We start from the raw sequence: 26,777 nt of genomic DNA on the forward strand, positions 1-26,777 counted from the left end.
CCGGGCTCAGCGCAGCTTGCGCTGGGTGTAGAGCGCGTCGAGGGTGAACAGGATCAGCGCCGCCCAGATAAAGCCGAAGGTCACCAGTTTGTCCTGGCCGACGGTTTCGCCGTAGAAGGTGACCGCCAGCAGGAACATCAGCGTCGGGCCGAGATACTGGAAGAAACCGAGCGTCGACAGGCGCAGCCGGGTGGCCGCCGCGGTGAAGCACAGCAGCGGCACGGTGGTGACGATGCCGGCGGCGACCAGCAGCAGGTTCAGCGACCACGGGTTGGCGCTCAGGTGGCTGGTGGGGCTGTCGGCGAACAGAAACAGATAGGCCGCCGCCACCGGCAGCAGCCACAGCGTTTCGATCAGCATGCCGGTTTGGGCGTCGATGGCGATTTTCTTGCGCAACAGGCCGTAGAAGGCGAAGCTGAACGCCAGCCCCAGACCGATGATCGGCAACGAGCCGAACTGCCAGAGCTGCACCAGCACCCCGGTGAACGCCAGCGCCACCGCCACCCACTGCATGCGGCGGAAGCGCTCGCCGAGAAACAGCATTCCCAACAGCACGTTAACCAGCGGGTTGATGAAGTAGCCCAGGCTGGCCTCGAGCATATGGTGGTTGTTCACCGCCCAGATGAACAGCAGCCAGTTGCCGCCGATCAACAGCGCGGTGACCGCCAGCAGCAGCAGCCGTTTGCGATTTTGACAGGCGGCCCGCACTTTCGGCCAGCTGCGGCCCAGCGAGATCAGCGCCAGCATGAAGAAAAACGACCAGATGATCCGGTGGGTAAGGATCTCATCCGCGGGTACTTGCTGAATCAGTTTGAAATAGGCCGGGGCGATGCCCCACATAAAATAGGCGGCCAGGGCGAAGAAAATGCCCTGACGCGTTTGCTTTGCGTCCATGACGTCACTCTGGTGGGGAACGTAAGATGCGGTGAGTGTACTGAAGACGCTCACCGCACACAATCATCAGCCGACCAGATAGGTGGCGGTGGCGGTCGCGATATGCAGGCCGTCGTGGTTATGCAGCTCTACGCGTGCGACGGCGACCTTGTTGCCGCTGCGCAGCACGCTGGCGGAGGCAACGAAGTGCTCGCCGCGGCCAGGGCGCAGGTAATCGACGCGCAGATCGATGGTGCCCATGCGCGACAGCTTGGCGGCGATCTCCTCTTCGATCAGCGGCTCCAGGCGTGTCAGCACACCGCCTGCGCAGGCCAATCCGGCGGCGACGTCAAGCACGGCGGCGATCACGCCACCGTGCAGAATTTCCTGTGCGGCGTTGCCCACCAGCTTGCGCTGGTTGGTGAAGCTCAGCTCGACGTAATCATCGTCGAAGCGGCGCAGCTCCAGGCCAAGCTCGCGGTTGAACGGCATGTGGTAGACAAAGATTTCGCCGATCTTGCGGCGGGCGGCTTCCAGGGTCAGTGGCGTGGTCGACATAGCGGGTTTCCGTTTTTCTTTTGCGTTTTAAGGGAGCTAACTGGTCAGTCCAGGTTAATGGAATGTTGATTTTATGCTTAACCTTTGTTGCTTTCCAGCCTGTTTCGGCAAAAGAGTCGCACGCGCGTTGGTGTCATGCTGAACGATATTATGTAATCATACCCGGTGGGTGTGTACCGATGAAAAAATGGGGAAGTGTGTGTCAACCGCAGCAGTGATTAACAGAGAGTTGCTGGCCGAGCAGGTATTGCGCGATACCTTTGGCTACCAGCAATTCCGTCCGGGGCAGCAAACGATCATCAATGCCGCGATCGGCGGGCAGGATTGCCTAGTAGTGATGCCGACCGGCGGCGGTAAGTCGTTGTGTTACCAAATCCCTGCGCTGGTGATGGACGGCCTGACGCTGGTCGTTTCCCCGCTGATCTCGCTGATGAAGGATCAGGTCGACCAACTGTTGGCCTACGGCGTTTCCGCCGCCTGCTACAACTCGACGCAAACCCGCGAGGAGCAGCTGGACGTTATGGCCGGCTGCCGCAACGGCACCATCAAGATGCTGTACATCGCGCCGGAACGGCTGATGATGGAAAGCTTCCTCAACCTGCTCGATCACTGCCCGCCGGCGATGCTGGCGGTGGATGAGGCGCACTGTATTTCGCAGTGGGGCCATGACTTCCGGCCGGAATATCGCGCGCTGGGTCAGCTGAAACAGCGCTTCCCGTCGATGCCGGTGATCGCGTTGACCGCCACCGCCGACGAGTCCACCCGCGGCGATATCGTGCGCCTGCTGTCGCTGCAGGACCCGCTGGTGCAGGTCAGCAGCTTCGACCGGCCGAACATCCGCTACACGCTGGTGGAAAAATTCAAACCGCTCGATCAGCTGTGGCGCTTCGTGCAGGATCAGCGCGGCAAGAGCGGCATTATCTATTGCAACAGCCGCGCCAAGGTGGAAGACACCGCCGCGCGCCTGCAGAGCCGCGGGCTGAGCGTCGGCGCCTACCACGCCGGGCTGGACAACGATCGCCGCGCGCAGGTGCAGGAAGCGTTCCAGCGTGACGATCTGCAGGTGGTGGTGGCTACCGTCGCCTTCGGCATGGGCATCAATAAACCCAACGTGCGCTTCGTGGTGCATTTCGACATCCCGCGCAATATCGAATCCTATTATCAGGAGACCGGCCGCGCCGGGCGCGACGGCCTGCCGGCCGAAGCCATCCTGCTGTACGATCCGGCCGACATGGCCTGGCTGCGCCGCTGTCTGGAGGAAAAACCCGCCGGGCAGCAGCTGGACATCGAACGCCACAAGCTGAATGCCATGGGCGCGTTCGCCGAGGCGCAAACCTGCCGCCGCCTGGTGCTGCTCAACTACTTCGGTGAAGGCAAGCACGAGAACTGCGGCAACTGCGATATTTGCCTCGATCCGCCCAAGCGCTACGACGGGCTTGAGGACGCGCGCAAGGCGCTGTCCTGCGTGTACCGCGTCGGCCAGCGCTTCGGCCTCGGCTACATCGTGGAAGTGCTGCGCGGCTCCAACAACCAGCGCATTCGCGAATACGGCCACGACAAGCTGCCGGTGTACGGCATCGGCCGCGATCAAACCACCGAACACTGGACCAGCGTGCTGCGTCAGCTGATCCACCTGGGCTTTATCACCCAGAACATCGCCATGCACTCGGCGTTGCAATTGACTGAGGCGGCGCGTCCGGTATTGCGCGGCGAGGTGGCGCTGCAGCTGGCGGTGCCGCGTATCCAGAGCCTGAAGTCGCGCAGCAGCGCCAACCAGAAATCCTACGGCGGCAATTACGATCGCAAGCTGTTCGCCAAGCTGCGCAAACTGCGCAAGTCGATCGCCGACGAAGAAAACATTCCGCCCTACGTGGTGTTCAACGACGCCACGCTGCTGGAAATGGCCGAACAGATGCCGATCAAGGCTGGCGATCTGCTGAGCGTCAACGGCGTCGGCCAGCGCAAACTGGAGCGTTTCGGCGCGCCCTTTATGGCGATGATCCGCGACCATCTCGACAATGACGAAGACTGAGGGCGAAAAATCATGCTGATGCTGTTTCTCACCGTAGCGCTGGTGCATCTGATTGCGTTGATGAGCCCGGGGCCGGACTTCTTTTTCGTGTCGCAAACCGCCGCCAGCCGCTCGCGCCGCGAGGCGATGATGGGCGTGGTCGGCATTTCGCTCGGCATCGTGGTGTGGGCCGGCGTGGCGTTGATGGGGCTGCATCTGATCCTGCAGAAGATGGCCTGGTTACACCAGATCATCATGGTCGGCGGCGGCATTTACCTGTGCTGGATGGGGTGGCAACTGCTGCGTTCCGCGCGGGCGCAGCAAGCGCAGCCGGCGGCGGAGGCTCAGGTGGCGTTGCCGAAGGCCGGGCGCAGCTTTATTCGCGGCTTCCTGACCAATCTGTCCAACCCGAAGGCGGTGATCTATTTCGGCAGCGTGTTCTCGCTGTTCGTCGGTGATAGCGTCGGCGCCGGGGCGCGCTGGGGGCTGTTCTTGCTGATCGTCGCCGAGACCTTCGTCTGGTTCAGTCTGGTGGCGGTAGTGTTCGCGCTGCCGGCGATGCGCCGCGGCTACCAGCGGTTGGCCAAGTGGATCGACGGGGTGGCGGGCGTGCTGTTCACCGGCTTCGGGTTACACCTGATCTTTACCCGCTGAGCGGCAGTGACACGCCAAAGGCCGAGCAGCGATGCCCGGCCTTTTTTGTCAGGCTTTGCGGGCGGTCGCCAGCAGCCCCGCCACCAGAATGAACAGCGAGCCGAACAGCCGGTTGAGCAGCTGCATCTGGCGTGGGGTCTTCAGCCAGCCGGCGATGCGCGTTGCCAGGGTGGCGTAACCGATCATCACCAGAATATCCACCACCACGGTGGTGACGCCGAGCACCAGGTACTGCTCGGCCTGCGGCTGATTGGGCAGGATGAACTGCGGGAACAGCGCGGCAAGAAACACGATGCTTTTCGGGTTGGTCAGGTTGACCAGTACCGCGCGGCGGAACAGGCGGCGGCGCGGCATGCTGCCCGCCAGCGCATGCAGATCCAGCGCCCCGGCGGCGCGCCACTGCTGGATGCCGAGCCACACCAGGTAAGCGGCGCCCAGCCATTTCAGCAGCTCGAACGCCAGCAGCGATTGAGAAATCAGCGCGCCGAGGCCGATGCCCACCAGCACGATGTGCGCGCTCAACCCGACCTGCAGCCCGGCGATCGACGCGGCGGCGCCGCGATAACCGTGGCTGATACCGGTACTCATGGTGTTGATGGCGCCTGAGCCGGGGGACAGGCTGAGGATAAGCGTGGTCAGCAGATAGGTTAACCACCAGTCCAAGGTCATGGTTCTCGGCTCCCTGAAAGTGTCGTTTTGTGCCACAATGCGCCGAGGCGGCGCCGTTTTTTGTAAGAATTGAATCACAATACGCTAGTATGATTTCTTGTGCCAGCGGTCACATTTTCCGCCGGCCCCACAGGGAAAAGGCTCTCGATGACCTCGTTCACTCTCAGCTCCGATGACTGGTTAACGCGTGAAACGCAGTTCGCTGCCTTCGCCACCGGGCCGCTGCTGGACTTCTGGCGGTTGCGTGAAGAAGGTGAGTTCAGTGGCGTAGACGGCGTGCCGATCCGCTTTGTGCGCTTCCGTTCCGCGCGGCATCAGCGGGTGGTGGTGGTCAGCCCCGGCCGCATCGAAAGCTACGTGAAATACCCCGAGGTGGCCTACGATCTGTTCCACTGCGGTTACGATGTGGTGATCGTCGATCATCGCGGCCAGGGGCGCTCCGGCCGTTTACTGGCGGATACGCACCGCGGTCATGTGGTAAACTTCGCCGACTACGTGGACGATTTCGAGCAGCTTTGGCAGCGTGAGGTCGAATCGCGCGGTTATCGGCAGCGCTTCGCGCTGGCACATTCGATGGGCGGCGCGATCCTGGCGCAGTTCCTGCAGCGCCGACCGCAGGCATTCGACGCGGCGGCGTTTTGCGCGCCGATGTTTGGCATTCAGTTGCCGATGCCGGGCTGGCTGGCCGACCGTATTCTCGACTGGGTGGAGACGCGCCCGGCGATCCGCGACTACTACGCGGTGGGTACCGGCCAGTGGCGTCCGCTGCCCTATGTGGTCAACGTGTTGACCCACAGCCGCGAGCGCTACCGGCGCAGCCTGCGCTATTACGCTGATTACCCCGAGCTGCAGGTGGGCGGGCCGACCTATCATTGGGTGCGGGAGAGCATCCGCGCCGGCCGGCAGATTATCGCTCAGGCCGGGGAGATAACAACGCCGCTGTTGCTTTTGCAAGCCGGTGAAGAACGGGTGGTCGACAACCGTTCGCACCAGGCTTTTTGTCAGGCTCTGTCAGACGCGGGGCGCCCTTGCGAAGGGGGGCTCCCGTTGGTTATCAACGGCGCACGCCATGAGATCCTGTTCGAGCGGGACGCGATGCGCGCCGAAGCACTGAACGCAATCCTGCGCTTCTTTGCTCAACACTTAGGCGGCGGGCTGCCGCCGACAACTCCATCAGAGGTTAGAACATAACGCTATGTATCACGTCGTCGCTTCCGATTTAGATGGCACGCTGCTGTCTCCCGACCATACCCTGTCGCCGTACGCCAAAGAAACGCTGAAGTTGCTGACCCAGCGCGGCGTGCATTTCGTGTTCGCCACCGGCCGTCACCATATCGACGTGGCGCAGATCCGCGACAGCCTGGAGATCAGCGCCTTTATGATCACCTCCAACGGCGCGCGGGTGCACAACACCGCCGGCGAGTTGATTTTCAGCCACAACCTGGACGGGGATATCGCCCGCGATCTGTACGGCATGCTGCACGACGATCCGGAGATCACCACCAACGTCTACCGTAACGATGACTGGTTCATCAACCGCGAAAGCCCGGAACAGGAAGAGTTCTTCCAGGAGTCGGTGTTCAAATACCAGCTGTTCGAGCCGGGCCTGCTGGAAACCGACGGCGTCTGTAAGGTTTACTTCACCTGTGAAGACCATGAGCGGTTGCTGCAGGTGGAAGACGCCATCAACGCGCGCTGGGGCGATCGGGTCAACGTCAGCTTCTCGTTCCCGACCTGCCTGGAAGTGATGGCGGGTGGCGTGTCGAAAGGGCATGCGCTGGAAGAAGTGGCCAAGATCATCGGCTATACGCTGCAAGAGTGCATTGCCTTCGGCGACGGCATGAACGATCTGGAGATGCTGTCGATGGCCGGCAAGGGCTGCATCATGCGCGACGCGCATCAGCGCCTGAAGGATATGCTGCCGGAGCTGGAAGTGATCGGCTCCAACGTCGATAACGCGGTGCCGCACTACCTGCGCAAGATGTTTCTCTGAAATAACCAGGCCGTTTTTCTTAAATAACAAGGGCGCCTCGCGGCGCCCTTAAAGTCAATGATAAACCGGATGACGTTGCCGAGCTTACAGAGGGCAATGTCTAAAAAACAAGGAAAATCAATTTATTGATTTTCGACTGATATCCACAAAGGAGGAAAAACCACGTTTTTCCTCCTTTGTCAGCAATCCAAGGGCGCCTCGCGGCGCCCTTGTTATTACTTGTGCTGGCCCTGCTTCTGCAGGAACTGCACGCCCTTGTCCGGGAAGTCGGTGAATACGCCATCGACGCCGGCCTGGTTGTAAATCACGTCATACAGCTGGTTCACGTCGGTCACGTACTTCGGCAGCGCATCGGCGCGGATGGTGAACGGATGCACCGCCAGCTTGCTGGCGTGCGCTTCTTTCACCATGTCGGTCAGCACGATGTGGCCCGGCTTGGATTTATCTGCCACCACCAGCATGTGGTAGTCCGGCCCGATGCCGTCGGCATACTGAGCGATTTTCTTCATCGCGCCCGGCTTGAACATCCAATCGTAGTCGTATTCTACCCACTTGCCGTCGGCTTTCTGCTCGTAGGTTTCCTGCCAGTCGTTATAGGCGATCAGCTGCACCAGTTTCAGGTCCATGCCCAGCTTCGGCTCCAGCTCGTTCTTGATGCGTTTGAGCTCGTTGGCGTCGAAGCATTGCAGGTAGACGTTATCGTTCTTGCCGGTGTAACCGTATTGCTTGAGCACCGCCAGCACTTTGCTGGAGATGTCTTTGCCTTCCTGCTTGTGGAACCACGGCGCCTTGATTTCAGGGTAGATGCCGATGTTTTTGCCGGTCGAATGGTTCAGACCCTGCACGAACTCGATCTCTTCCTGGAAAGTGTGCACGCGGAAGTCGGATTTGCCCATCGGGAAGCGGCCAGGGTAACCCTGTACCTTCTTGCCGTTTTCGATTTCAAAGCCTTCGGTGAACTTCAGCGATTTGATTTCCGCCAGCGTAAAGTCGATGGCGTAGTAGCGGCCGTCTTTGCGCGCGCGGTCCGGGAAGCGTTCGGCGACGTCGGTGACGCGGTCGAGGTAGTGGTCATGCAGCACCACCAGCTCGTTATCCTTGGTCATCACCAGATCTTGTTCAAGGTAATCGGCACCCTGTGCGTAGGCCATCGCCTTCGCCGGCAGAGTGTGTTCCGGCAGGTAGCCGCTGGCGCCGCGGTGGGCGATCACCACTTTGTCCGCCGCCTGCGCGGCGCTGACCATTGAGGTGGCGAGAATGATCCCTGTCAGCAGGGCTTTGACTTGAGTCCGCATTCCGTTTTCTCCGTGTTGTTGGGGGCAGGGTAGTAAAAAGGCCGCAGGGCGGCCTTTAAATCATGCAAAAGTCGTGTGACGCTTAACCGCGCTTGGCGGCGATTTCCGCGTGGTGTTTCTTTTCGTTCAGCATGGTCAGCAGCAGCAGGATAACCGCCAGCACGCCGCCGCCGATCATCACCATGAAGCCGCCGTCCCAACCGAAGAAGTCCACGGTGTAGCCGACGATGGCGCTGGCCGCGACCGAGCCGCCCAGGTAGCCGAACAGGCCGGTGAAGCCCGCGGCGGTGCCGGCGGCTTTCTTCGGCGCCAGCTCCAGCGCGTGCAGGCCGATCAGCATCACCGGGCCGTAGATCAGGAAGCCGATGACCAGCATACAGATCATGTCCACGGTCGGGTTGCCGGCCGGGTTCATCCAGAACACCACGGTGGCGATGGTTACCAGCGTCATGAAGAACACGCCGGTGGCGCCGCGGTTGCCTTTGAACACTTTGTCCGACATCCAGCCGCACAGCAGGGTGCCCGGGATACCGGCGTATTCATACAGGAAGTAAGCCCAGGAAGACTTGTCCAGCGCGAAGTGTTTCACTTCTTTCAGGTAGGTCGGCGACCAGTCCAGAATGCCGTAACGCAGCAGATAGACGAACACGTTGGCGACCGCGATGTACCACAGCAGCTTGTTCGGCAGAATGTACTGCATGAAGATCTGCTTGGCGGTCAGCTCTTCTTCGTCTTTTTCGCTGTAGTCGTCCGGATAGTCGTTTTTGTACTCTTCAATCGGCGGCAGGCCGCAGGATTGCGGGGTGTCGCGCATCAGGGCGAAGGCGATCAGGGCCACCAGGATGGCGCCGAAGGCCGGCATGTACAGCGCCGCGTGCCAGTCGTTGAACCAGGCCATGCCCAGCAGGAACAGCAGCGGCGGCAGGCCGCCACCCACGTTGTGGGCGCAGTTCCAGATGGAGACGATGCCGCCGCGTTCTTTCTGCGACCACCAGTGCACCATGGTGCGGCCGCACGGCGGCCAACCCATGCCCTGGAACCAGCCGCACAGGAACAGCAGGACGAACATGATGGCGATGCTGGAGGTCGCCCACGGCACGAAGCCCATGAACAACATCACCGCCGCCGCCAGGATCAGGCCGGCAGGCAGGAACACTCGCGGGTTGGAACGGTCGGAGACCGAACCCATGATGAATTTGGAGAAGCCGTAGGCGATGGAAATGCCCGACAGCGCGAAGCCGAGGTCACCGCGGCTGAAGCCTTGTTCGATCAGGTAAGGCATGGCCAGGGTGAAGTTCTTACGCACCAGATAGTAAGCGGCGTAACCGAAGAAGATCCCCAGGAAAATTTGCCAGCGTAGCTTACGGTAGAGCGGGTCTACCTTATCGCTCGGCACACGGGCGATGTGTGCGGCCGGCTTAAAAATACTCAACATGAGCGCCTCCGATGGCTTTATCTGTTATCACATCAATATGACCTTTTACGTTCATTTGATGATTGAGCGGATATCGAATGTGGTGTTTTTGTGTTCCATAACGAGCGCCATTGTCATCAAATACGCCTGGTGTCGCTGTGACGAATGGCGCAATTGTTACACTTTCATGAAACCACGGCGGATTTTGAGCGATTCGTTAACGTTATGAAATAGAAAAACGTCCAAAAATCGTGATTATGATCACATTGATGGTTTTTTGTGGACATTTTTATTTCGTTTTATGTTCGTTCTTGTTCCTTATCAAACAAAGACCCTAATAACCGTGGCTCAATAGGCTCATAACTACCGATCCTGAGGGAGCGACATGAGCAGCTATTTTGACGGCGGCGAAACGGATGTGATCATCATCGGCGGCGGCGCCACCGGCGCAGGCATCGCCCGCGACTGCGCGCGGCGCGGCTTGCGCTGCATCTTGCTGGAGCGCCACGACATCGCCACCGGCGCCACCGGCCGCAATCACGGTTTGCTGCACAGCGGCGCGCGCTATGCGGTGACCGACGGTGAGTCGGCACGCGAGTGCATCGAAGAGAACCGTATCCTGAAACGCATCGCCCACCACTGCATCGAGCGCACCGACGGGCTGTTCATCACCTTGCCGCAAGACTCGCTGGACTATCAGCAGCAGTTTATCGCCGCCTGCCGCCAGGCCGGCATCGATGCTGAAGCGATCGACCCGCAGCTGGCGCTGCGCCTCGAACCGGCGGCCAACCCGGCGCTGATCGGCGCGGTGCGGGTGCCGGACGGCACCGTCGATCCCTTCCGGCTGACCGCCGCCAACATGCTGGACGCGCGCGAGCACGGCGCGCAGATCCTGACCTACCATCAGGTGGTGGGGTTGCTGCGCAGCGGCGACCGGGTGACGGGCGTGCGCGTTTACGACCATCAGAATCAGCGGCGTTATGAGCTGCATGCGCCGGTGGTGGTCAACGCCGCCGGCATCTGGGGCCAGCAGATCGCCGAATACGCCGACTTGCGCATCCGCATGTTCCCGGCCAAAGGGGCGCTGCTGATCCTCGGCCATCGCATCAACAACATGGTAATCAACCGCTGTCGCAAACCGGCGGATGCCGACATCCTGGTGCCGGGCGACACCATTTCGCTGATCGGCACCACCTCGACCCATATCGATTACGACCAAATTGACAACATGCTGGTGACGCCGCAAGAGGTGGACATTCTGATCCGCGAGGGAGCGCTGCTGGCGCCGACCCTGGCGCAGACCCGCATTCTGCGCGCCTATGCCGGGGTGCGGCCGCTGGTGGCCAGCGACGACGATCCTAGCGGGCGCAACGTCAGCCGCGGCATCGTGCTGCTCGATCACGCCAGCCGCGACGGGCTGGAAGGGTTTATCACCATCACCGGCGGCAAGTTGATGACCTACCGCCTGATGGCTGAGTGGGCTACCGACAAGGTATGCGAAAAGCTCGGTGTAAACCGCCCGTGCACCACTGCGCAGGACGCGTTGCCCGGATCCCGCCAGTCGGCGGAGGAAACGGTGCGCAGCGTGGTTTCTCTGCCCGCCAGCATTCGCGGCTCGGCAATTTACCGCCACGGCGATCGCGCCAGCCAGGTGCCGACGGCCGATCGGCTCGACACCAGCCTGGTGTGCGAATGCGAAGCGGTGACCGCCGGGGAAGTGCGTTATGCGGTCAATTCGCTGACCGTCAACAATCTGGTGGATCTGCGCCGCCGCACCCGCGTCGGCATGGGCACCTGCCAGGGAGAACTCTGCGCCTGCCGCGCCGCCGGGTTGTTGACGCGCTTTAAGGTCAGCACGCCGCAGCAATCCATCGCGCAGTTGTCGCAGTTCCTCAACGAACGGTGGAAAGGCGTACGGCCGATCGCCTGGGGTGATGCGCTGCGCGAGAGCGAATTTACCAGCTGGGTTTACCAAGGGTTGTGCGGGCTTGAAGCCCGGGCCGACAAGGAGCAGGAGGCGGATGATGCGATTTGACGTAGTGGTGATTGGCGGCGGCCTGGCGGGCCTGAGCTGCGCCATTGCCGTGGCCGAACAGGGCAAGCGCTGTGCGGTGGTTAGTTCCGGCCAGAGCGCGCTCTATTTCTCCTCCGGTTCGCTCGATCTGCTGGCAAGATTGCCGGATGGCACGCCGGTCGAGATGCCGCTGGCTGCGTTACCGCAGCTGGCGCAGCAGGCGCCGCAGCATCCGTATGCCCTGATCGGGCCCGGCCGGGTAGCGGCGCTGTCCGCCGCCGCACAGCGGCTGCTGGAGCGCTGTGGGCTGAACCTGCAGGGCGAGGGCGCCAACAACCACCTGCGCATTACGCCGCTGGGCACGCGCCGCGCCACCTGGCTCAGCCCGCAGGCGATCCCGACGCTGCCGCTGACCGGCCAACTGCCGTGGCGGCGCATTGCGGTGATTGGCATCGAGGGTTTCCTCGACTTCCAACCGCAGATGGCCGCCGATTCTCTGAGCCGTGAGCTCGGCGTAGAGACGGAAGTGGCCTATTTGCACATGCCGGCGTTGGACAGATTGCGCAATAACCCCAGCGAGTTCCGCGCGGTGAACATCGCCCGGGTTCTGGATTTGATGGAAAGCCTGCCGCCGATGGCTGAGGAGCTGAGACGACTGGCGGGCGAGGCCGACGCGCTCTTCCTGCCGGCCTGTCTGGGATTGGAGGACGACGCGTCGCTGGCGGTACTGCAGGATGCGGTTGGCAAACCGATCCGGCTGTTGCCGACGCTGCCGCCTTCGGTGCCCGGCATGCGCTTGCATCAGGCGCTGCGGCGGCGTTTCCAACAGCTGGGCGGCGTTTTCATGCCGGGCGACAGTGTGCTGCGTGCCGAGTGCGAAGCCGGCCGCGTTACCGGCCTGTATACCCGCAACCATGGCGATATTCCGCTGCGGGCGCAACAGGTCGTGCTGGCCAGCGGCAGCTTCTTCAGCAACGGACTGGTGGCGGGTTTCGACGGCGTGCGTGAGCCGATCTTCGGACTGGACGTACACAGCCGCGCGAATCGCGCTGACTGGAGCCGGCGCGAGCTGTTCGCGCCGCAGCCTTATCTGCAGTTTGGTGTGCGCACCGACGGCAGGCTGCGGGCGATGAAGCAGGGAATGGCGTTCGACAATCTGTACGCCATCGGCGCGGTCGCAGGCGGCTACGATCCGCTGCAGCAGGGCTGTGGCGCCGGCGTGTCATTGATCGGTGCGCTGCACGTCGCGCAGCAGATCGCCGCGGAGGAAAACGCATGAGCCTGCATCAGGACCACAGCTTTGAAAGCTGCATCAAATGCACCGTCTGCACCACCTATTGCCCGGTCGCCAAAGTGAACCCGCTCTATCCGGGGCCAAAACAGGCGGGGCCGGACGGTGAGCGGCTGCGGTTGAAAGATCCGGCGCTGTACGACGAAGCGCTGAAATACTGCACCAACTGCAAACGTTGTGAAGTGGCCTGCCCGTCCGATGTCAAAATCGGCGACATCATTCAGCGCGCCCGTGCCGACTTCGCTCAGAGCAAGCCGACGCTGCGCGACGCCATTCTCAGCCACACCGACATCATGGGCTCGCTGTCGACGCCGTTCGCACCGATCGTCAATGCCGCTACCGGGCTGAAACCGGTGCGCAAGCTGCTGGACAAGGCGCTGAAGATCGATCACCGTCGCGAACTGCCGAAATACTCGTTCGGCACCTTCCGCCGCTGGTACCGGCAACAGGCGCAGGCTCAGCAGCGTTATGCCGAGCAGGTGGCGTTTTTCCACGGCTGCTTCGTCAACTATAACCATCCGCAGCTGGGCAAGGATTTGATCCGAGTGTTCAATGCGCTGGATATCGGTGTGCAGCTGCTGAAACGCGAGAAATGCTGCGGCGTACCGCTGATCGCCAACGGGTTTATCGAGCAGGCCAAAAAGCAGGCCAGGGTAAACGCCGAGTCGCTGCATGAAACGGTGCTGGAGCGCGGTATTCCGGTGGTCGCGACCTCATCGAGCTGTACTTTCACCCTGCGCGACGAATACCCTCATCTGCTGGACGTGGACACCACCCCGGTGCGCGATCGGGTGGAGCTGGCGACGCGTTATCTCTACCGCCTGATCAATCAGGGGCGCAGCCTGCCGCTCAAGCGCACGCCGCTGCGGGTGGCTTATCACACGCCTTGCCATATGGAGAAGATGGGCTGGACGGCCTACACCCTGGAGCTGCTGCGGCAGATACCGGGGCTGGAGCTGGTGGTGCTGGATTCGCAGTGCTGCGGCATCGCCGGCACTTACGGGTTCAAATCGGAGAACTACGCCACTTCGCAAGGCATCGGCGCACCGCTGTTCCGGCAGATAGAAGAAAGCGGGGTGGATCTGGTGGTGACCGACTGCGAGACCTGCAAATGGCAGATAGAAATGTCCACCAGCAAGCGCTGCGAACATCCGATCACCCTGCTGGCGCAGGCGCTGGCATAAAAACCAAGGGCCGGCAAGCCGGCCCTTTGTGGGATTACTGCTTCAGCTTCAGGGTAGAGATGATGCCTTCGGCTTCGGTCTGCGCCTGCTGCTGATTGTCCGCCGGCAGCGTCACCTGAATGGTCAGCATGTTGTTGTTCAGCGAGCCGATCAGGACGGAGGAATAGGCTTTTTCGCCGCCGCTGGTGATAATGCTGTCCAGCTGACGCAGCGGCACGCCGTTGACGTCGAGCGCCTTGTTGGTGATCACCTGCAGGTTGGCGTCACGCGCGCGCTGGGTATTCTCCAGGCGCTTGGCCAGGGTCTCCAGGCTGTCGGCGGTCTTGTCGCCCAGGATCACGATCACCGCGCGCTGGCCGGTGCTGTCTGCGTAAACATGCATGTTGTTGGCCTGGTTGCCCAGCTTGCCGCTCTGATCCGCCATGCCGACCGGCAGGGTGAACGCCAGTTTGCCGTCCAGCAGGCTCACCTGCTGCCCGGCCGGCACGCTGGCCGCCGCGCCGTCAGGTGCTGCCTTGGTGTCTTTGGTGTTGCCGTCGCAGGCCGCGAGGCCAAGCGCCAGCAGGCTGATACCCATCAATTTCGCTACTTTACGCATCGGGCTTCCTTCTTCCTTTCCGGTAGGGATTTACTGTCGTATCGCAACCTATTCCAGGTTGAAATGCAAGGCAGATGTTGTCACAAGTTTTTTTCCAGTAATAGCCGATAATCAGCCACTTCGCCTTTCTTTTCCAGCTGAACAATCTGATAGTGGTGAGTGAGCAGCATCGTCAGCATGGCGCGGAACCGGTTACGGGTTTTGACCGTCAGCTGGCGATAGCCTTGCGCCCGCGCCCAGCATTCCTGTTCGGCCAACAGCGCCTGCGCCACGCCGTGGCGACGAAATGCCGGCAGCACGCCGCCCAACCAGCTGTAAAACACCGTTTCCCGTTGTTGATAACCGAGCTTGAAACCGGCCGGCTGCCCGTCGATTTCGGCGATCAACAGGCTGGCGGGAGCGGCACCGATGCGCCGCTGCAGATCGGCCAGGCTATGCAGGCCGCCGAATTCGGGGATGCGTTGGTACAGGCGGTGGATTTCTTCGAGCGTGGCGGTGCGAACGATTGGGGTCATGGGCGGCCTCCAAAGGATTAGGGCCGCCCAGAATAACACGGCTCAGCCCGGCTGCAGGCTGCCGCTGCGCGCCGCGATGCGTTTGAGCAACATGTTCAGCAACACGCCGTACATCGGCAGGAAGAACAGCAGGCAGATCATCACCTTGAAGCTGTAATCTACCAGCGCGATCTCCACCCAGTTGTTGGCCATGAAGGGATCGCTGCTCTTGTAGAAGGCGATGAAGAAGAACGCCAGCGTATCGCTGATGTTGCCGAAGAACATCGCCGCCGCCGGCGCCACCCACCAGGCGCTGCGTTGACGCAGGCGGTTGAAGACGTGAACGTCGAGGATTTGGCCGAGCACGTAGGCCATAAAGCTGGCGACGGCGATGCGCGCCACGAACAGGTTAAAACTGCCCAGCGCCGCGAAGCCCTGCCATTCTCCCTGATAGGTGACGGTGGAGATCACGTAGGAGATGAACAGCGCCGGCACCATCACCGCCAGGATGATGCGTCGCGCCAGCGGCGCGCCGAAAATGCGCACGGTCAGATCGGTCGCGAGGAAGATGAACGGGAAGGTAAAGGCGCCCCAGGTGGTATGGAAGCCGAAAACGGTGATCGGCAACTGTACCAGGTAGTTGCTGGAGGTAATGATGGCGATATGAAACAGCGAAAGCCAGACCAACGCGGTGAAGCGCTGCTGTGCGGTAAACGAATACATATTGTAGCCTTTTTAGCAGTGGGGTGAGGGAACCCAGTGTGTCTTGTCAAAACAGCAAAAAACGCTGCGCGGCGGCATGATACGCGTTTGCGCAACCAATGCAATGGTTAAATTTAACGCAAACGTTAACGCATCTTGCGCAGAAAAACTACCGGCGTAAACTAGGCGCTAATGAGATGCGGCGAGCGTTCGCCGATCGTTTTTGAACGAGAAAAATTGCATGACTGACTTATTTGCCCAGGCAGACCAGACGCTCGACGCGTTGGGCCTGCGTTGCCCGGAACCGGTGATGATGGTGCGTAAAACCGTGCGCCATATGGACAACGGCGAAACGCTGCTGATTATCGCCGACGATCCGGCCACCACCCGCGATATTCCGGGCTTCTGCCGCTTTATGGAGCACACGCTGGTAGCGCAGGAGACCGAGCAGGTGCCATACCGTTATTTGCTGCGTAAAGGCGTATAACGGCGACAAGGTCGTGTTGATGAAGGAAAAGTCTTTTTCCCCGAAATGACAACGGGCGCGGTATGCCGCGCCCGTATTGGTTTCCGAACTTAGCTGCGCTTTTTCAACAGCCGCAGCGCGTTGGCGGTGACCAGCGCGGTGGCGCCGGAGTCGGCCAGCACCGCCAGCCACAAACCGGTCAGCCCCAGCAGGCTGGTGATCAGGAAGACCCCCTTCAGCCCCAATGCGATGGTGATGTTTTGCCGGATATTGGCGTGGGTGGCGCGCGAGATGCGGATCATCTCCGCGACGCCCACCAGCCGGTTGTGGGTCAGGGCGGCGTCGGCGGTTTCCAATGCCACGTCGGTGCCGCTGCCCATGGCGATGCCGATGCTGGAGGCCTTCATCGCCGGGGCGTCGTTGATCCCGTCGCCGATCATCGCCGTCGGGCGCAGTTCGCTCAGTTCGGTAACCGCGCTGACCTTATCTTCCGGCAGCAGACCGGCGCGATAGTCGAGGCCCAGCTCGCCGGCGATCGCTGCGGCGGCGCGCGGGTTGTCGCCGGTCAGCATCACGCCGCGAATACCCAGCGCGTTCAGTTCGGCTATCGCCTGTTTGGCGTCGCCGCGCAGCGTATCGCGCAGCGCCAGCAAGCCGATGGGCGCGCCGTCTTCCAGCACCACCACCGCCGTTTTACCGGCGTTTTCCAGCTTGTCTACCTGACTCTGCCATTGGGCGTCGAGCAGGCCCGGTGCCAGCTTGCCCGGCGCGCTGATCAGCACGGTCTTGCCGTCCACGATCCCTTCCACGCCGACGCCGGCCAGCGCGCGGCGCGCCTGCGCCAGCGGCAGCTCAGCCCCGTTTTCGGCGGCGCGGTTGATGATCGCCTGCGCCAGCGGGTGATGTGAACCGGCTTCCACCGCCGCGGCAAGCTGCAGCAGCCGTTGTTCGGTGAGCGTGCCGATCGGCAGCACGTCGGTCACCGTCGGCTTGCCTTCGGTCAGGGTACCGGTTTTATCGAAGGCGATGGTTTGCACCTGCCCCAGTTGTTCCAGCGCCGCGCCGCCTTTAATCAGCGCACCGCGCCGCGTGGCAGCCGCCAGTCCGGATGTGATGGCCGCCGGAGTCGAGATCACCAGCGCGCATGGGCAGCCGATCAGCAGCAGCGTCAGACCGCGATAGATCCAGGTATCCCAAGGCTGCGAGAACAGCAGCGGCGGCAGCAGGATCACCGCGACGGCCAGCAGCATAATGGCCGGGGTGTAATAGCGACTGAAGCGATCGAGGAAGCGTTCGATCGGCGCGCGGCGCTCTTCAGCTTCTTCGATCAGTTGCAGAATGCGGTCGATGGCGTTTTTGCCGGGCTCGGAGATCACCTTCATCTGTGCCGCCTGATCGACGGACAGGCTGCCGGCGGCCACTTTCTCGCCCTGTTGGCGCTCGACCGGCACCGATTCGCCGGTCAGGGCGCTTTCGTCGAAGCTGGCGAACGGATTGAGCAGCTCGGCGTCGGCTGGCAGGCGTCCGCCGGGTGCGATTTCTATCACATCGCCAGGGCGCAGACTGGCGACCGGCACGCGTTTGCGTTCCGTGCCTTGCAGCAGCAGCGCATCTTCCGGCACCAGCTCCATCAGCGCCGTCACGCCGCGCCGCGCGCGGTTGGCGGCGTAGGACTCCAGCAGTTCGCCGACCATAAACAGCAGCAGCACCATCGCCGCCTCGGCGGTGGCGCCGATGAACAGCGCACCGATGGCCGCGACGCTCATCAGCGTTTCGATAGCGAACGGCGTGCCGGAACGAATCAACCGCAGCGCCTTGGTGGCGACCGGTGCCAATCCGACCAGCGTGGTGGCGATAAAGGCGATGCGGCCCAGCTCCGGGTTAACTCGATCCAGCACCCAACTGACGACCATCAGGGTGGTTAATAGCAGCAGCGGTGCGAATTCGCCGAAACGTGAGGTTTTCGGCGCGGCGGCTTTGGTTGTCTGGGTGCCGAGCAGAGTAAAGCCGGCCTGGGCGACCGCGTCCTGGATCCGCAGGCTGATGTCGGACTGTGCGTCGACCACCAATTTCTCGGTGGCGAACAATACGCGCGCGCTGTCGACGCCAGGGAGTGCGGTGACGGCATTTTCGATTTTCTTGGCGCAGCTTGGGCAGTCCATACCGGTGACTTTCCAGCTGAAACGTTGGCTACCGGAAGGGGGAGCGGCGGCCAGCCTGTCGCTTTCCTCGTCCGGATCGTCGGGCGCGGCGGTGCAGCAACCGCTATCGCCATGATCGTGGTGGTGGGCGTGTTCGGCCTGTGCAGCGGCGTTTTTCGGTTCGCTGCTGCAGCCATGCTGAGTTTTGCTGTGGCTGTGGTTGCAGCCGCATCCGCCTTCGGCGTGGTGATGTTCCTGATGATTATGGTTGTGCTGATTGTGCATAACGTCCCCCTTCGGGCTGTTAAACGGATTTACTCAGCTGACTCTACACCCTGGAGTCCACTCCAGAGTCAAGCCCCGGATGAGAATTATTGCTAACGGCGTTCGCACGTATAAAGGGGTATTCATTCAATTATGAATAATGCGAATTTTAATCTATAGGCTTTTCTTATCCCTTATTTGAGGGGAAAGGCTCACCGCCGTTAGTTTAAATAAGAAAATAATATTCCTATAGAAACTAAAAAATCGCCCGGCCTAATAATAAAGAGTTATTAATCTATAACGCTTTAGCAAAATTTACCTTTTCACCCACACCAAGCCAGCATGATTCGCTTGTGTCTGCAGGCCGCATTTCTATTGAAGTTTGGTGCCAACTTATCCTCATTAATTTTCATTTTTTTTGTAAATAAGGCGAAAAAGCAGCATAACAATCTTTCGTTAATCTAATAAATGGTCGATTATTTTATGTCCAGTTTTGTGGTCCTGCCTATAATTGGAATCGATTACCATTTTTAATGGTGATCTTATTTGCTGATATATATGCATTAATTCTACCTAACACACTGCCGGTAACGGCGCATAAGCCCCTTCCAGCAAGCTTAAGGTTCATTAACCGTAGCTTACGGGGAGGTTATGTCTATCTGTCTGATTGATAACGATCGGATAATGAGTGGAATCGAACCAATGCAATCTACTAAAAAGGCAATTGAAATTACTGAATCCAACTTCGCAGCCGCCAAAACCGGCTACGATGCTGTAGCCGACTTGCTGCATTACCATGAGCGTGGCAACGGGATTCAGATTAATGGCAAGGATTCATTTTCTAACGAGCAAGCTGGGCTGTTTATTACCCGTGAGAATCAAACCTGGAACGGTTACAAGGTATTTGGCCAGCCGGTTAAATTAACCTTCTCCTTCCCGGACTATAAGTTCTCTGCCACCAACGTCGCCGGCGACACCGGGCTGAGCAAGTTCAGCGCGGAACAGCAGCAGCAGGCTAAGCTGTCGCTGCAATCCTGGGCCGACGTCGCCAACATCACCTTCACCGAAGTGGCGGCCGGTCAAAAGGCCAACATCACCTTCGGCAACTATAGCCAGGATCGCCCCGGCCACTATGATTACGGCACTCAGGCCTATGCCTTCCTGCCGAACACCATTTGGCAGGGCCAGGATCTGGGTGGCCAGACCTGGTACAACGTCAACCAATCCAACGTGAAACATCCGGCGACCGAAGACTACGGCCGCCAGACGTTTACCCATGAGATTGGCCATGCGCTGGGCCTGAGCCATCCGGGCGATTACAACGCCGGTCAGGGCAATCCGACCTACCGTGACGCCAGCTATGCGGAAGACACCCGCCAGTTCAGTCTGATGAGCTATTGGAGTGAAACCAACACCGGTGGCGACAACGGCGGTCACTACGCCGCCGCTCCGCTGCTGGACGATATTGCCGCCATTCAACACCTGTATGGTGCCAACCTGTCGACCCGCACCGGCGACACCGTGTATGGCTTTAACTCCAATACCGGCCGCGATTACTACAGCACCACCAGCAACTCGCAAAAACTGATCTTTGCGGTCTGGGATGCGGGCGGCAACGATACCTTCGACTTCTCCGGTTACACCGCGAACCAGCGCATCAACCTGAATGAGAAATCGTTCTCCGACGTGGGCGGTTTGAAGGGTAACGTGTCGATCGCCGCCGGCGTGACCATCGAGAACGCCATTGGCGGTTCCGGCAATGACGTGATCGTCGGCAACGCGGCCAACAACGTACTGAAAGGCGGCGCGGGCAACGACGTGCTGTTCGGCGGTGGCGGGGCGGATGAGCTGTGGGGCGGTTCCGGCCAGGATACCTTCGTGTACACCGCCGCCAGCGATTCTGCACCGGGTGCTTCGGACTGGATCCGCGACTTCCAGAAAGGGATCGACAAAATTGATCTGTCGTTCTTCAACAAAGAGGCGCAGAGCAGCGATTTCATTCACTTCGTCGATCACTTCAGCGGCGCGGCCGGTGAAGCGCTGCTCAGCTACAACGCGTCCAACAACGTAACCGATCTGGCGGTGAACATCGGGGGGCATCAGGCGCCGGACTTCCTGGTGAAAATCGTCGGTCAGGTAGACGTCGCCACCGACTTTATCGTGTAACACAGTAACGAAACGCCCGGCGCAGTATCGGCCGGGCGTGATGCGGGAGCTCGGTATGAAAGGTACTTTAACGCGCACCGCTCTGGCGGCGGGCGGCATGATGGTGACGAGTGCGGTCATGGCCGGCAGTTTGGCGCTGCCGACCGCGCAGTCGCTGGCGGGGCAATGGCAGGTTGCCGACAGCGAACGGCAATGCCAAATCGAGTTTTTGGCAAATGAGCAAAGTGAGACCAACGGCTATCAGCTGGTGGATCGGCAACGTTGTCTGCAAAGCGTGTTTGCGGCCGAGGTGGTGGGCTGGCGCCCGGCGCCGGACGGCATCGCCCTGCTGCGGGCGGATGGCAGCACGCTGGCGTTCTTCTCGCGTGACGGCGATCTGTATCGCAATCAGCTGGGGGCCGATGATGTCCTGACGTTGAAAGCGTTGGCTTGATGTGGAAACGGGTTCGGCGTGCCGAACCCGCGGCAGGGAGTTACAGATAAAGTGACCGCACGATCAGGAAGTGGCCGGAGAAGTAACAGAAAGCCACGATGGCGTCCGCTGCGCGGAAGGTGAAACGGTAGCGGTTGATAAGCCAAACCACGTTGGCCAGCAGCAGCAAGGAGGTGCCGGTCAGCAGCGAAAAGCCGAAATCGGTGCTGCGCAGGAAATATTGTTCGCCCGCCAACCAGACCATCAGCAGCGTCATCGCCACGTAGGTGACGATCGGCCAGCGCATCTCTTCCAGCCGGGTCCAAATGGTGGCCAGCAGCAACGCGCCTATCGCCAGCAGCGCCAGCGGCAGCGGCCAGAACAGACTGAACGTCATCTGGCTGGCGAAGCTCAGGGTATACAGCAGGTGGGAAAGGAAAAAGGCGCCGATGGCGTACAGCACCCGCTCGCGCGGCAACAGAAGCAGCGCGTCGCCGATCAGCGTCGCCAGCAGGCCGAGTACGATCAGATAACCTGCAGCGCTGAGCACCGGCGCCTGCCAGGCCAACAGCAACAGCAGCAGCAATGTGACGGGTTTGAACACCCAGCGCTGCCAGCGTGGCCCACGGTATGAGGCGTCGACGAACAGCCAACCGGAAAAGAATACGGCAAGGAACGGCCAACTCATTTATGTTTTCCTTATGTATGAGGGAGCCGCAACAACCGGCTCCAAACTGTCACCCATGTCACTTCTTATTTCAGTGTAGGTAGCCTGCCGACGATCGACAATGCTTTCTTGAGAATGCTATGTTTACGCCGATTTGACCGCGAAGGAAATGGGAAACCGATGAGCAAGCCACCGTTATTTTTTGTCGCCGTGATTGCGCTGATCGCTGTGTTGGCCACGCAACGCTACTTCAAACAGCGCCAGCAGGAAGCGGAAAACGATCGCGCCCCGATGCGTAGTCTGCAGGTGACGGTGAGCGACAAGCGGAGCTTCCCGGTCGCCAAGACCCGCGCGCCGCAGCGCGAACCGCTGGTCAATGAGCCGATGTATTACGAGGTAGTGTTTAGCCCGGTACAGGGCGGTGAAGACATCACGCTGCGGCTGAAACAGTGGCAATACAACCCGATAGAAAAAGGCGCGCAGGGCACGTTGAACATGCAGGGCACGCGCTTCGTCTCTTTCACCGTTCAGCCGTAGCGGTTACTTCTTCTTGATGGGCGGCTGCTTCTTCTGCCAGGCCAGCAGCTCGAACACGCCAAAGATAAAGATCTTGGCTTCTTGCCAGTAGCTGATCGGCTGATCCTTCGGCTGGGTGGATTTCAACAGCACCAGCTGCAGGCCGTGCATCACCACCATGAAGAACAGCGCAACGTCGATGAAATACTTCAGCGGCTTGGGAAACGGATGGAACAGGTTAGAGAGCAGGAAGCCCCACACGCACAGCATCAGCAGGCGGCCCAGATTAATCAGCATGGTCGGTTTTCTCTTGCGAACGAATATAAAGGCGATAAGCCACCTGGCCGGCGACCTTCTCCCGGTGCAGCTGCCAACTGGCAGGCACGTCCGCCGCGGCGCTTTCCGCCTCGGCTTCTACATAGATCCAGGCCTCGTCGGCCAGCCAGCCTCGCTGCTCCAGCAACAAGGCGGTCTCCGCCAGCAGGCCTTTGCGAAAAGGCGGATCGAGAAACACCACGTCAAACGGTTGGCCCTCGCCCGCCAGCCAGCTCAGCGCGTTGGTGTTGATAACCACCCCTTTGCCCTGCAGCAGCGCCAGATTTTTTTCCAGCTGCTGCGCCACCGGCCGTTCGAATTCCAGCAGCGTGGCGCTGCCGGCGTAGCGCGACAGCGCTTCCAGCCCTAATGCGCCGCTGCCGGAGAAACAGTCCAGACAGCGCGCGCCCTGAATCACCGGCGCCAGCCAGTTGAACAGGGTTTCGCGCACCCGATCGGTGGTGGGGCGCAGCCCCGGGCTGTTCGGCACCGGAAGCTTGCGACCGCGCCATTGGCCGCCGATGATGCGGATCTGTCCGGCTGCGGCCTGGGGCGGTTTTTTGGCCGCCGCCCGTGGCGAGAGTCTTGTCATAAGCGTTGTTTGATTTCTTTTGCGGCGCGGGGCCGCAGAGGTTAACGAAAAGTTGCCCCTATTCTACCGGTGACGGGCGTCGGGGGGAACGGTAAAACGTTGTTGTCTGATTTCACACCGGAAAGCATGCCGGATGCGTGTTGCTGCGCGAGGGAAAGTGATAGACTCGGCGGATTATTGTCAGCATATATCCTTCAGGTATGTAGGGTAAGCGAGCCTTCGGTACGGAGTAGAGTCATAACATGGCAAAAGATAAGAAACGTGGGTTTTTCTCCTGGCTGGGCTTTGGCCAGAAGGAAAAGGAAGAAGAGCAACAGCAACCTGAGCAGCCGGTAGAGCAGGCGGAGCCTCAGGCCGCGGAGACGCCTGCTGAACCGGCAGCCGCCAAGCTGGATGACAAGCTCCCCGCCCAGGAATCTGAACCTGCCGCCTCCGTCGACACCCCGGGAGAGTGGGATAACGGTCAGGCCGGCGAACAAATCGCAGAGAACCTGCCGGCGGCGGCCGAACACCCAACGGCGCAAGCGTTGGATGAAGAAATTGTCAGCGTGACCGAGCAGGTAGTGGCGCAGCAGCCGCCGATCGTCGAGCCTGAGCCGGTCGTCGAGCCTGAGCCGGTCGTTGAGCCTGAGCCGGTCGTCGAGCCTGAGCCGGTCGTTGAGCCTGAGCCGGTCGTCGAGCCTGAGCCGGTCGTCGAGCCTGAGCCGGTCGTTGAGCCTGAGCCGGTCGTTGAGCCTGAGCCGGTCGTTGAGCCTGAGCCGGTCGTCGAGCCTGAGCCGGTCGTTGAGCCTGAGCCGATTGTTGAGCCAGAGCCGATTGTTGAGCCAGAGCCTGTCGTTGAACCTGAGCCAGTCATCGAACCAGAACCGGAGCCGGAAGAAGAAGAGCTGCTTGAACCTGTAGCGCCGGCCGCTGCGCAAGAGCAGGAGCGCCCGACCAAAGAGGGCTTCTTCGCTCGCCTGAAGCGCAGCCTGCTGAAGACCAAGCAAAACCTTGGTTCCGGCTTTATGGGGCTGTTCCGCGGTAAAAAGATCGACGACGACCTGTTCGACGAGTTGGAAGAGCAACTGCTGATCGCCGATGTCGGTGTGGATACCACGCGCAAGATCATCACCTCCCTGACCCAGCACGCGAGCCGCAAGCAGCTGAAAGATGCCGAAGCGCTGTACGGCAAGCTGAAGGAGGAAATGTCCGAAATTCTGGCCAAGGTCGATCAGCCGCTGGATGTCAGCGGGAAAACCCCGTATGTCATCCTGATGGTCGGCGTGAACGGCGTGGGTAAAACCACCACCATCGGCAAGCTGGCGCGCCAGTTCCAGGCGGAAGGCAAGTCGGTAATGCTGGCGGCGGGAGATACCTTCCGCGCCGCGGCGGTGGAACAGCTGCAGGTGTGGGGCGAGCGCAACCGCATCCCGGTGGTGGCGCAGCATACCGGCGCGGATTCCGCTTCGGTGATCTTCGACGCGGTGCAGGCCGCCAAGGCGCGCGGTATCGATGTCTTGATCGCCGATACCGCCGGCCGTCTGCAGAACAAATCGCACCTGATGGAAGAGCTGAAGAAGATCGTCCGCGTCATGAAAAAACTGGACGACCAGGCCCCCCATGAGGTTATGCTGACGCTCGATGCCAGCACCGGCCAGAATGCGGTCAGTCAGGCGAAATTATTTAATGAGGCCGTGGGCTTAACCGGCATCACGCTGACTAAACTGGACGGTACCGCCAAGGGCGGGGTGATCTTCGCCATCGCCGATCAGTTCGGTATCCCGATTCGCTATATCGGCGTCGGGGAAGGCATCGAAGATTTGCGGCCGTTTAAGGCTGACGATTTTATTGAGGCACTTTTTGCCCGAGAGGATTAATACGGATGATTCGCTTTGAACAGGTCAGTAAAGCTTATCTGGGCGGACGGCAAGCGCTGCAGGGGGTCGATTTCCATCTGCGCCCGGCGGAAATGGCGTTTCTGACCGGCCATTCCGGCGCGGGGAAAAGTACCCTGCTGAAACTGATTTGTGGTATCGAACGGCCCAGCGCCGGCCACATCTGGTTTGGCGGCCACGACATCAGTCGTTTGAAAAACCGCGAGGTGCCGTTCCTGCGTCGGCAGATCGGCATGATCTTCCAGGATCACCACCTGCTGTTGGATCGCACGGTGTATGACAACGTGGCGATGCCGCTGATCATCGCCGGCGCCAGCACCGAAGACATCCGCCGCCGCGTCTCCGCCGCGTTGGACAAGGTCGGTTTGCTGGATAAAGCGAAGAACTTCCCGATTCAGCTGTCCGGCGGTGAGCAGCAGCGCGTGGGCATTGCCCGTGCGGTGGTGAACAAGCCGGCGGTATTACTGGCGGATGAACCGACCGGTAACCTGGATGACGCGCTGTCGGAAGGCATTCTGCGCCTGTTTGAAGAATTCAACCGCGTCGGCGTCACCGTCCTGATGGCGACGCACGACACCGGGCTTATCGCCCGCCGCAATTACCGCATCCTGACGTTGAGTCAGGGCCGCATGCAGGGAGGCGCTTACCATGGCCAATAACGCAAAAACCGCCAAGAGCAAGGCGCTGCGCGGCGGCTGGCGCGAACAGTGGCGTTACGCCTGGATGAACGCCATCAAAGACATGCTGCGTCAGCCGTTGGCGACGTTGCTGACGGTGATGGTGATCGCCATCTCCCTGACGCTGCCGAGCGTGTGCTACATCGTGTGGAAAAACGTCAGCACCGCGGCCAGCCAGTGGTACCCGACGCCGCAGCTGACGGTCTACCTGGATAAATCGCTCGATGACGACGCGGCGCTGAAAGTGCTCGACGCCATCAAGGCGGAAGCCGGCGTGGAGAAGGTGAACTACCTGTCGCGTGAAGAAGCGCGCGGCGAGTTCCGCAACTGGTCGGGCTTTGGCGGCGCGCTGGACATGCTGGAAGAGAACCCGCTGCCGGCGGTGGCGATCGTCACGCCGAAGATGAGCTTCCAGAGTTCGGACACCCTCAACACTCTGCGCGATCGCGTGGCGGCGGTGCAGGGCGTGGAAGAAGTGCGTATGGATGACAGCTGGTTTGCCCGCCTGGCGGCGCTCACCGGGCTGGCGGGCCAGATCGCGGCGATCATCGGCGTGCTGATGATCGTGGCGGTGTTCCTGGTGATCGGCAACAGCGTGCGTCTGAGCATCTTCAGCCGTCGCGACACCATCAACGTGATGAAGCTGATCGGCGCCACCGACGGCTTTATCCTGCGGCCGTTCCTCAACGGCGGGGCGATGTTGGGCTTTGCCGGCGCGCTGCTGTCGCTGGTGCTCTCCGGCGCCCTGGTGTGGCAGTTGGAGTCGGTCGTCGCCGGGGTAGCCAAGGTGTTCGGCACCACTTTCACCTTGCACGGGCTAGGCTGGGACGAGGCGCTGCTGCTGCTGATTATCTCCGCGATGATCGGCTGGATCGCCGCCTGGCTGGCGACAGTGCAACATTTACGCCGATTTACACCACAGTAAGATTTTTTT

26 protein-coding genes are annotated in these 26,777 nt (G+C 60.7%); 14 read left to right on the forward strand and 12 right to left on the reverse strand.

Annotation, left to right across the window (positions count from 1 at the left end):
• Nucleotides 1-6 precede the first annotated feature (6 nt).
• Both rarD and EGY12_RS08170 read right to left on the reverse strand, forming a co-directional pair.
• Nucleotides 7-894, reverse strand: a complete 888-nt coding sequence (gene rarD / locus EGY12_RS08165) for an EamA family transporter RarD (RefSeq protein ID WP_060424204.1) — start codon at nt 892-894, stop codon at nt 7-9.
• 66 nt (nt 895-960) lie between these two features.
• The gene (locus EGY12_RS08170) at nt 961-1,431 is read right to left on the reverse strand and encodes a thioesterase family protein (protein ID WP_016929489.1); all 471 of its coding nucleotides are present in this window, start codon (nt 1,429-1,431) and stop codon (nt 961-963) included.
• A gap of 199 nt (nt 1,432-1,630) precedes the next feature.
• Between EGY12_RS08170 and recQ the strand changes: the two genes are divergently transcribed.
• Together recQ and rhtC are read left to right on the forward strand one after the other, a co-directional pair.
• Complete coding sequence (gene recQ, locus EGY12_RS08175) at nt 1,631-3,463, forward strand: ATP-dependent DNA helicase RecQ (protein ID WP_049200049.1); 1,833 nt, start codon at nt 1,631-1,633, stop codon at nt 3,461-3,463.
• Between the two features lie 12 nt (nt 3,464-3,475).
• Nucleotides 3,476-4,096: a threonine export protein RhtC gene (gene rhtC / locus EGY12_RS08180; protein WP_016929486.1), complete on the forward strand. Its 621-nt coding sequence runs from the start codon at nt 3,476-3,478 to the stop codon at nt 4,094-4,096.
• Between the two features lie 48 nt (nt 4,097-4,144).
• Here rhtC and rhtB read toward each other — a convergent pair whose 3' ends face one another.
• Nucleotides 4,145-4,765 (reverse strand): homoserine/homoserine lactone efflux protein, encoded by a 621-nt coding sequence (rhtB, locus tag EGY12_RS08185; RefSeq protein WP_074027380.1) that lies wholly within the window; start codon nt 4,763-4,765, stop codon nt 4,145-4,147.
• A 147-nt stretch (nt 4,766-4,912) separates the two neighbouring features.
• On the opposite strand from rhtB, the gene pldB reads away from it, so the two are divergent.
• Together pldB and yigL are read left to right on the forward strand one after the other, a co-directional pair.
• Complete coding sequence (pldB, locus tag EGY12_RS08190; RefSeq protein WP_123893102.1) at nt 4,913-5,956, forward strand: lysophospholipase L2; 1,044 nt, start codon at nt 4,913-4,915, stop codon at nt 5,954-5,956.
• 4 nt (nt 5,957-5,960) lie between these two features.
• Entirely contained in the window at nt 5,961-6,758 is a 798-nt protein-coding gene (yigL, locus tag EGY12_RS08195) for a sugar/pyridoxal phosphate phosphatase YigL (protein WP_019452532.1), read from the forward strand.
• Nucleotides 6,759-6,973: 215 nt separating this feature from the next.
• On the opposite strand, the gene glpQ is transcribed toward yigL, so the two are convergent.
• Together glpQ and glpT are read right to left on the reverse strand one after the other, a co-directional pair.
• Nucleotides 6,974-8,053: a glycerophosphodiester phosphodiesterase gene (glpQ, locus tag EGY12_RS08205; RefSeq protein ID WP_019452531.1), complete on the reverse strand. Its 1,080-nt coding sequence runs from the start codon at nt 8,051-8,053 to the stop codon at nt 6,974-6,976.
• 82 nt (nt 8,054-8,135) lie between these two features.
• Complete coding sequence (gene glpT / locus EGY12_RS08210) at nt 8,136-9,488, reverse strand: glycerol-3-phosphate transporter (protein ID WP_049241587.1); 1,353 nt, start codon at nt 9,486-9,488, stop codon at nt 8,136-8,138.
• Nucleotides 9,489-9,852: 364 nt separating this feature from the next.
• Between glpT and glpA the strand changes: the two genes are divergently transcribed.
• From glpA to glpC, 3 genes are read left to right on the forward strand one after another with little or no spacing between them, the layout of a single operon-like run.
• Nucleotides 9,853-11,502: an anaerobic glycerol-3-phosphate dehydrogenase subunit A gene (gene glpA, locus EGY12_RS08220; RefSeq protein WP_123893104.1), complete on the forward strand. Its 1,650-nt coding sequence runs from the start codon at nt 9,853-9,855 to the stop codon at nt 11,500-11,502.
• The gene (glpB, locus tag EGY12_RS08225) at nt 11,492-12,760 is read left to right on the forward strand and encodes a glycerol-3-phosphate dehydrogenase subunit GlpB (RefSeq protein WP_123895573.1); all 1,269 of its coding nucleotides are present in this window, start codon (nt 11,492-11,494) and stop codon (nt 12,758-12,760) included. Before glpA ends, glpB begins: the two co-directional genes overlap by 11 nt.
• Nucleotides 12,757-13,956 carry an anaerobic glycerol-3-phosphate dehydrogenase subunit GlpC gene (gene glpC / locus EGY12_RS08230; protein WP_016929482.1) on the forward strand — a complete coding sequence of 400 codons (1,200 nt, stop codon included), beginning with the start codon at nt 12,757-12,759 and terminating at the stop codon, nt 13,954-13,956. The genes glpB and glpC overlap by 4 nt, the downstream gene beginning before the upstream one ends.
• A gap of 34 nt (nt 13,957-13,990) precedes the next feature.
• On the opposite strand, the gene EGY12_RS08235 is transcribed toward glpC, so the two are convergent.
• The 3 genes from EGY12_RS08235 to EGY12_RS08245 all read right to left on the reverse strand — a co-directional run bounded on the left by EGY12_RS08235 (nt 13,991) and on the right by EGY12_RS08245 (nt 15,771).
• Complete coding sequence (locus EGY12_RS08235) at nt 13,991-14,554, reverse strand: DcrB family lipoprotein (RefSeq protein WP_123893105.1); 564 nt, start codon at nt 14,552-14,554, stop codon at nt 13,991-13,993.
• 80 nt (nt 14,555-14,634) lie between these two features.
• Complete coding sequence (locus tag EGY12_RS08240; RefSeq protein WP_123893106.1) at nt 14,635-15,069, reverse strand: GNAT family N-acetyltransferase; 435 nt, start codon at nt 15,067-15,069, stop codon at nt 14,635-14,637.
• Nucleotides 15,070-15,111: 42 nt separating this feature from the next.
• Nucleotides 15,112-15,771, reverse strand: a complete 660-nt coding sequence (locus EGY12_RS08245; protein ID WP_033636672.1) for a 7-cyano-7-deazaguanine/7-aminomethyl-7-deazaguanine transporter — start codon at nt 15,769-15,771, stop codon at nt 15,112-15,114.
• 220 nt (nt 15,772-15,991) lie between these two features.
• On the opposite strand from EGY12_RS08245, the gene tusA reads away from it, so the two are divergent.
• Nucleotides 15,992-16,237 (forward strand): sulfurtransferase TusA, encoded by a 246-nt coding sequence (gene tusA / locus EGY12_RS08250; RefSeq protein ID WP_004934314.1) that lies wholly within the window; start codon nt 15,992-15,994, stop codon nt 16,235-16,237.
• A gap of 89 nt (nt 16,238-16,326) precedes the next feature.
• Here the strand turns inward: tusA and EGY12_RS08255 are convergent, their stop codons facing one another.
• Nucleotides 16,327-18,642 carry a zinc/cadmium/mercury/lead-transporting ATPase gene (locus tag EGY12_RS08255; protein ID WP_123893107.1) on the reverse strand — a complete coding sequence of 772 codons (2,316 nt, stop codon included), beginning with the start codon at nt 18,640-18,642 and terminating at the stop codon, nt 16,327-16,329.
• A gap of 681 nt (nt 18,643-19,323) precedes the next feature.
• Between EGY12_RS08255 and EGY12_RS08260 the strand changes: the two genes are divergently transcribed.
• Together EGY12_RS08260 and EGY12_RS08265 are read left to right on the forward strand one after the other, a co-directional pair.
• Entirely contained in the window at nt 19,324-20,787 is a 1,464-nt protein-coding gene (locus EGY12_RS08260; protein ID WP_049200037.1) for a serralysin family metalloprotease, read from the forward strand.
• Between the two features lie 55 nt (nt 20,788-20,842).
• Nucleotides 20,843-21,220: an AprI/Inh family metalloprotease inhibitor gene (locus EGY12_RS08265; protein WP_123893108.1), complete on the forward strand. Its 378-nt coding sequence runs from the start codon at nt 20,843-20,845 to the stop codon at nt 21,218-21,220.
• Between the two features lie 40 nt (nt 21,221-21,260).
• Here the strand turns inward: EGY12_RS08265 and EGY12_RS08270 are convergent, their stop codons facing one another.
• Nucleotides 21,261-21,887 carry a lysoplasmalogenase gene (locus EGY12_RS08270; protein WP_123893109.1) on the reverse strand — a complete coding sequence of 209 codons (627 nt, stop codon included), beginning with the start codon at nt 21,885-21,887 and terminating at the stop codon, nt 21,261-21,263.
• Nucleotides 21,888-22,046: 159 nt separating this feature from the next.
• On the opposite strand from EGY12_RS08270, the gene EGY12_RS08275 reads away from it, so the two are divergent.
• The gene (locus EGY12_RS08275; protein WP_123893110.1) at nt 22,047-22,403 is read left to right on the forward strand and encodes a DUF2500 domain-containing protein; all 357 of its coding nucleotides are present in this window, start codon (nt 22,047-22,049) and stop codon (nt 22,401-22,403) included.
• Between the two features lie 3 nt (nt 22,404-22,406).
• Here EGY12_RS08275 and EGY12_RS08280 read toward each other — a convergent pair whose 3' ends face one another.
• Together EGY12_RS08280 and rsmD are read right to left on the reverse strand one after the other, a co-directional pair.
• Complete coding sequence (locus tag EGY12_RS08280; protein ID WP_004934327.1) at nt 22,407-22,679, reverse strand: DUF1145 family protein; 273 nt, start codon at nt 22,677-22,679, stop codon at nt 22,407-22,409.
• On the reverse strand, nt 22,669-23,289 hold the full coding sequence (gene rsmD, locus EGY12_RS08285) for a 16S rRNA (guanine(966)-N(2))-methyltransferase (protein WP_123893111.1): 621 nt from the start codon (nt 23,287-23,289) through the stop codon (nt 22,669-22,671). Before rsmD ends, EGY12_RS08280 begins: the two co-directional genes overlap by 11 nt.
• Before the next feature lie 242 nt (nt 23,290-23,531).
• Between rsmD and ftsY the strand changes: the two genes are divergently transcribed.
• From ftsY to ftsX, 3 genes are read left to right on the forward strand one after another with little or no spacing between them, the layout of a single operon-like run.
• Nucleotides 23,532-25,148 (forward strand): signal recognition particle-docking protein FtsY, encoded by a 1,617-nt coding sequence (gene ftsY / locus EGY12_RS08290; protein ID WP_123893112.1) that lies wholly within the window; start codon nt 23,532-23,534, stop codon nt 25,146-25,148.
• Between the two features lie 5 nt (nt 25,149-25,153).
• Nucleotides 25,154-25,825, forward strand: coding sequence for a cell division ATP-binding protein FtsE (ftsE, locus tag EGY12_RS08295; RefSeq protein ID WP_123893113.1), 672 nt, complete (start codon nt 25,154-25,156; stop codon nt 25,823-25,825).
• Nucleotides 25,815-26,768 carry a permease-like cell division protein FtsX gene (ftsX, locus tag EGY12_RS08300; RefSeq protein WP_033636680.1) on the forward strand — a complete coding sequence of 318 codons (954 nt, stop codon included), beginning with the start codon at nt 25,815-25,817 and terminating at the stop codon, nt 26,766-26,768. The genes ftsE and ftsX overlap by 11 nt, the downstream gene beginning before the upstream one ends.
• Nucleotides 26,769-26,777: the final 9 nt, after the last annotated feature.

The sequence above is a fragment of the Serratia sp. FDAARGOS_506 genome (genome assembly GCF_003812745.1).
In the GTDB taxonomy this organism is placed as follows: Bacteria; Pseudomonadota; Gammaproteobacteria; order Enterobacterales; family Enterobacteriaceae; genus Serratia.

What these genes read in the sequence shown, in the direction of transcription:
- rarD (WP_060424204.1), bottom strand. Translation starts at nt 894, where the DNA reads ATGGACGCAAAGCAAACGCGTCAGGGCATTTTCTTCGCCCTGGCCGCC.
- EGY12_RS08245 (WP_033636672.1), bottom strand. Translation starts at nt 15,771, where the DNA reads ATGTATTCGTTTACCGCACAGCAGCGCTTCACCGCGTTGGTCTGGCTT.
- EGY12_RS08235 (WP_123893105.1), bottom strand. Translation starts at nt 14,554, where the DNA reads ATGCGTAAAGTAGCGAAATTGATGGGTATCAGCCTGCTGGCGCTTGGC.
- glpC (WP_016929482.1), top strand. Translation starts at nt 12,757, where the DNA reads ATGAGCCTGCATCAGGACCACAGCTTTGAAAGCTGCATCAAATGCACC.
- tusA (WP_004934314.1), top strand. Translation starts at nt 15,992, where the DNA reads ATGACTGACTTATTTGCCCAGGCAGACCAGACGCTCGACGCGTTGGGC.
- rhtB (WP_074027380.1), bottom strand. Translation starts at nt 4,765, where the DNA reads ATGACCTTGGACTGGTGGTTAACCTATCTGCTGACCACGCTTATCCTC.
- glpA (WP_123893104.1), top strand. Translation starts at nt 9,853, where the DNA reads ATGAGCAGCTATTTTGACGGCGGCGAAACGGATGTGATCATCATCGGC.
- pldB (WP_123893102.1), top strand. Translation starts at nt 4,913, where the DNA reads ATGACCTCGTTCACTCTCAGCTCCGATGACTGGTTAACGCGTGAAACG.
- EGY12_RS08265 (WP_123893108.1), top strand. Translation starts at nt 20,843, where the DNA reads ATGAAAGGTACTTTAACGCGCACCGCTCTGGCGGCGGGCGGCATGATG.
- EGY12_RS08260 (WP_049200037.1), top strand. Translation starts at nt 19,324, where the DNA reads ATGCAATCTACTAAAAAGGCAATTGAAATTACTGAATCCAACTTCGCA.
- ftsX (WP_033636680.1), top strand. Translation starts at nt 25,815, where the DNA reads ATGGCCAATAACGCAAAAACCGCCAAGAGCAAGGCGCTGCGCGGCGGC.
- ftsY (WP_123893112.1), top strand. Translation starts at nt 23,532, where the DNA reads ATGGCAAAAGATAAGAAACGTGGGTTTTTCTCCTGGCTGGGCTTTGGC.
- rsmD (WP_123893111.1), bottom strand. Translation starts at nt 23,289, where the DNA reads ATGACAAGACTCTCGCCACGGGCGGCGGCCAAAAAACCGCCCCAGGCC.
- EGY12_RS08275 (WP_123893110.1), top strand. Translation starts at nt 22,047, where the DNA reads ATGAGCAAGCCACCGTTATTTTTTGTCGCCGTGATTGCGCTGATCGCT.
- EGY12_RS08170 (WP_016929489.1), bottom strand. Translation starts at nt 1,431, where the DNA reads ATGTCGACCACGCCACTGACCCTGGAAGCCGCCCGCCGCAAGATCGGC.
- ftsE (WP_123893113.1), top strand. Translation starts at nt 25,154, where the DNA reads ATGATTCGCTTTGAACAGGTCAGTAAAGCTTATCTGGGCGGACGGCAA.
- EGY12_RS08270 (WP_123893109.1), bottom strand. Translation starts at nt 21,887, where the DNA reads ATGAGTTGGCCGTTCCTTGCCGTATTCTTTTCCGGTTGGCTGTTCGTC.
- rhtC (WP_016929486.1), top strand. Translation starts at nt 3,476, where the DNA reads ATGCTGATGCTGTTTCTCACCGTAGCGCTGGTGCATCTGATTGCGTTG.
- glpB (WP_123895573.1), top strand. Translation starts at nt 11,492, where the DNA reads ATGCGATTTGACGTAGTGGTGATTGGCGGCGGCCTGGCGGGCCTGAGC.
- EGY12_RS08240 (WP_123893106.1), bottom strand. Translation starts at nt 15,069, where the DNA reads ATGACCCCAATCGTTCGCACCGCCACGCTCGAAGAAATCCACCGCCTG.
- yigL (WP_019452532.1), top strand. Translation starts at nt 5,961, where the DNA reads ATGTATCACGTCGTCGCTTCCGATTTAGATGGCACGCTGCTGTCTCCC.
- EGY12_RS08280 (WP_004934327.1), bottom strand. Translation starts at nt 22,679, where the DNA reads ATGCTGATTAATCTGGGCCGCCTGCTGATGCTGTGCGTGTGGGGCTTC.
- glpQ (WP_019452531.1), bottom strand. Translation starts at nt 8,053, where the DNA reads ATGCGGACTCAAGTCAAAGCCCTGCTGACAGGGATCATTCTCGCCACC.
- glpT (WP_049241587.1), bottom strand. Translation starts at nt 9,488, where the DNA reads ATGTTGAGTATTTTTAAGCCGGCCGCACACATCGCCCGTGTGCCGAGC.
- EGY12_RS08255 (WP_123893107.1), bottom strand. Translation starts at nt 18,642, where the DNA reads ATGCACAATCAGCACAACCATAATCATCAGGAACATCACCACGCCGAA.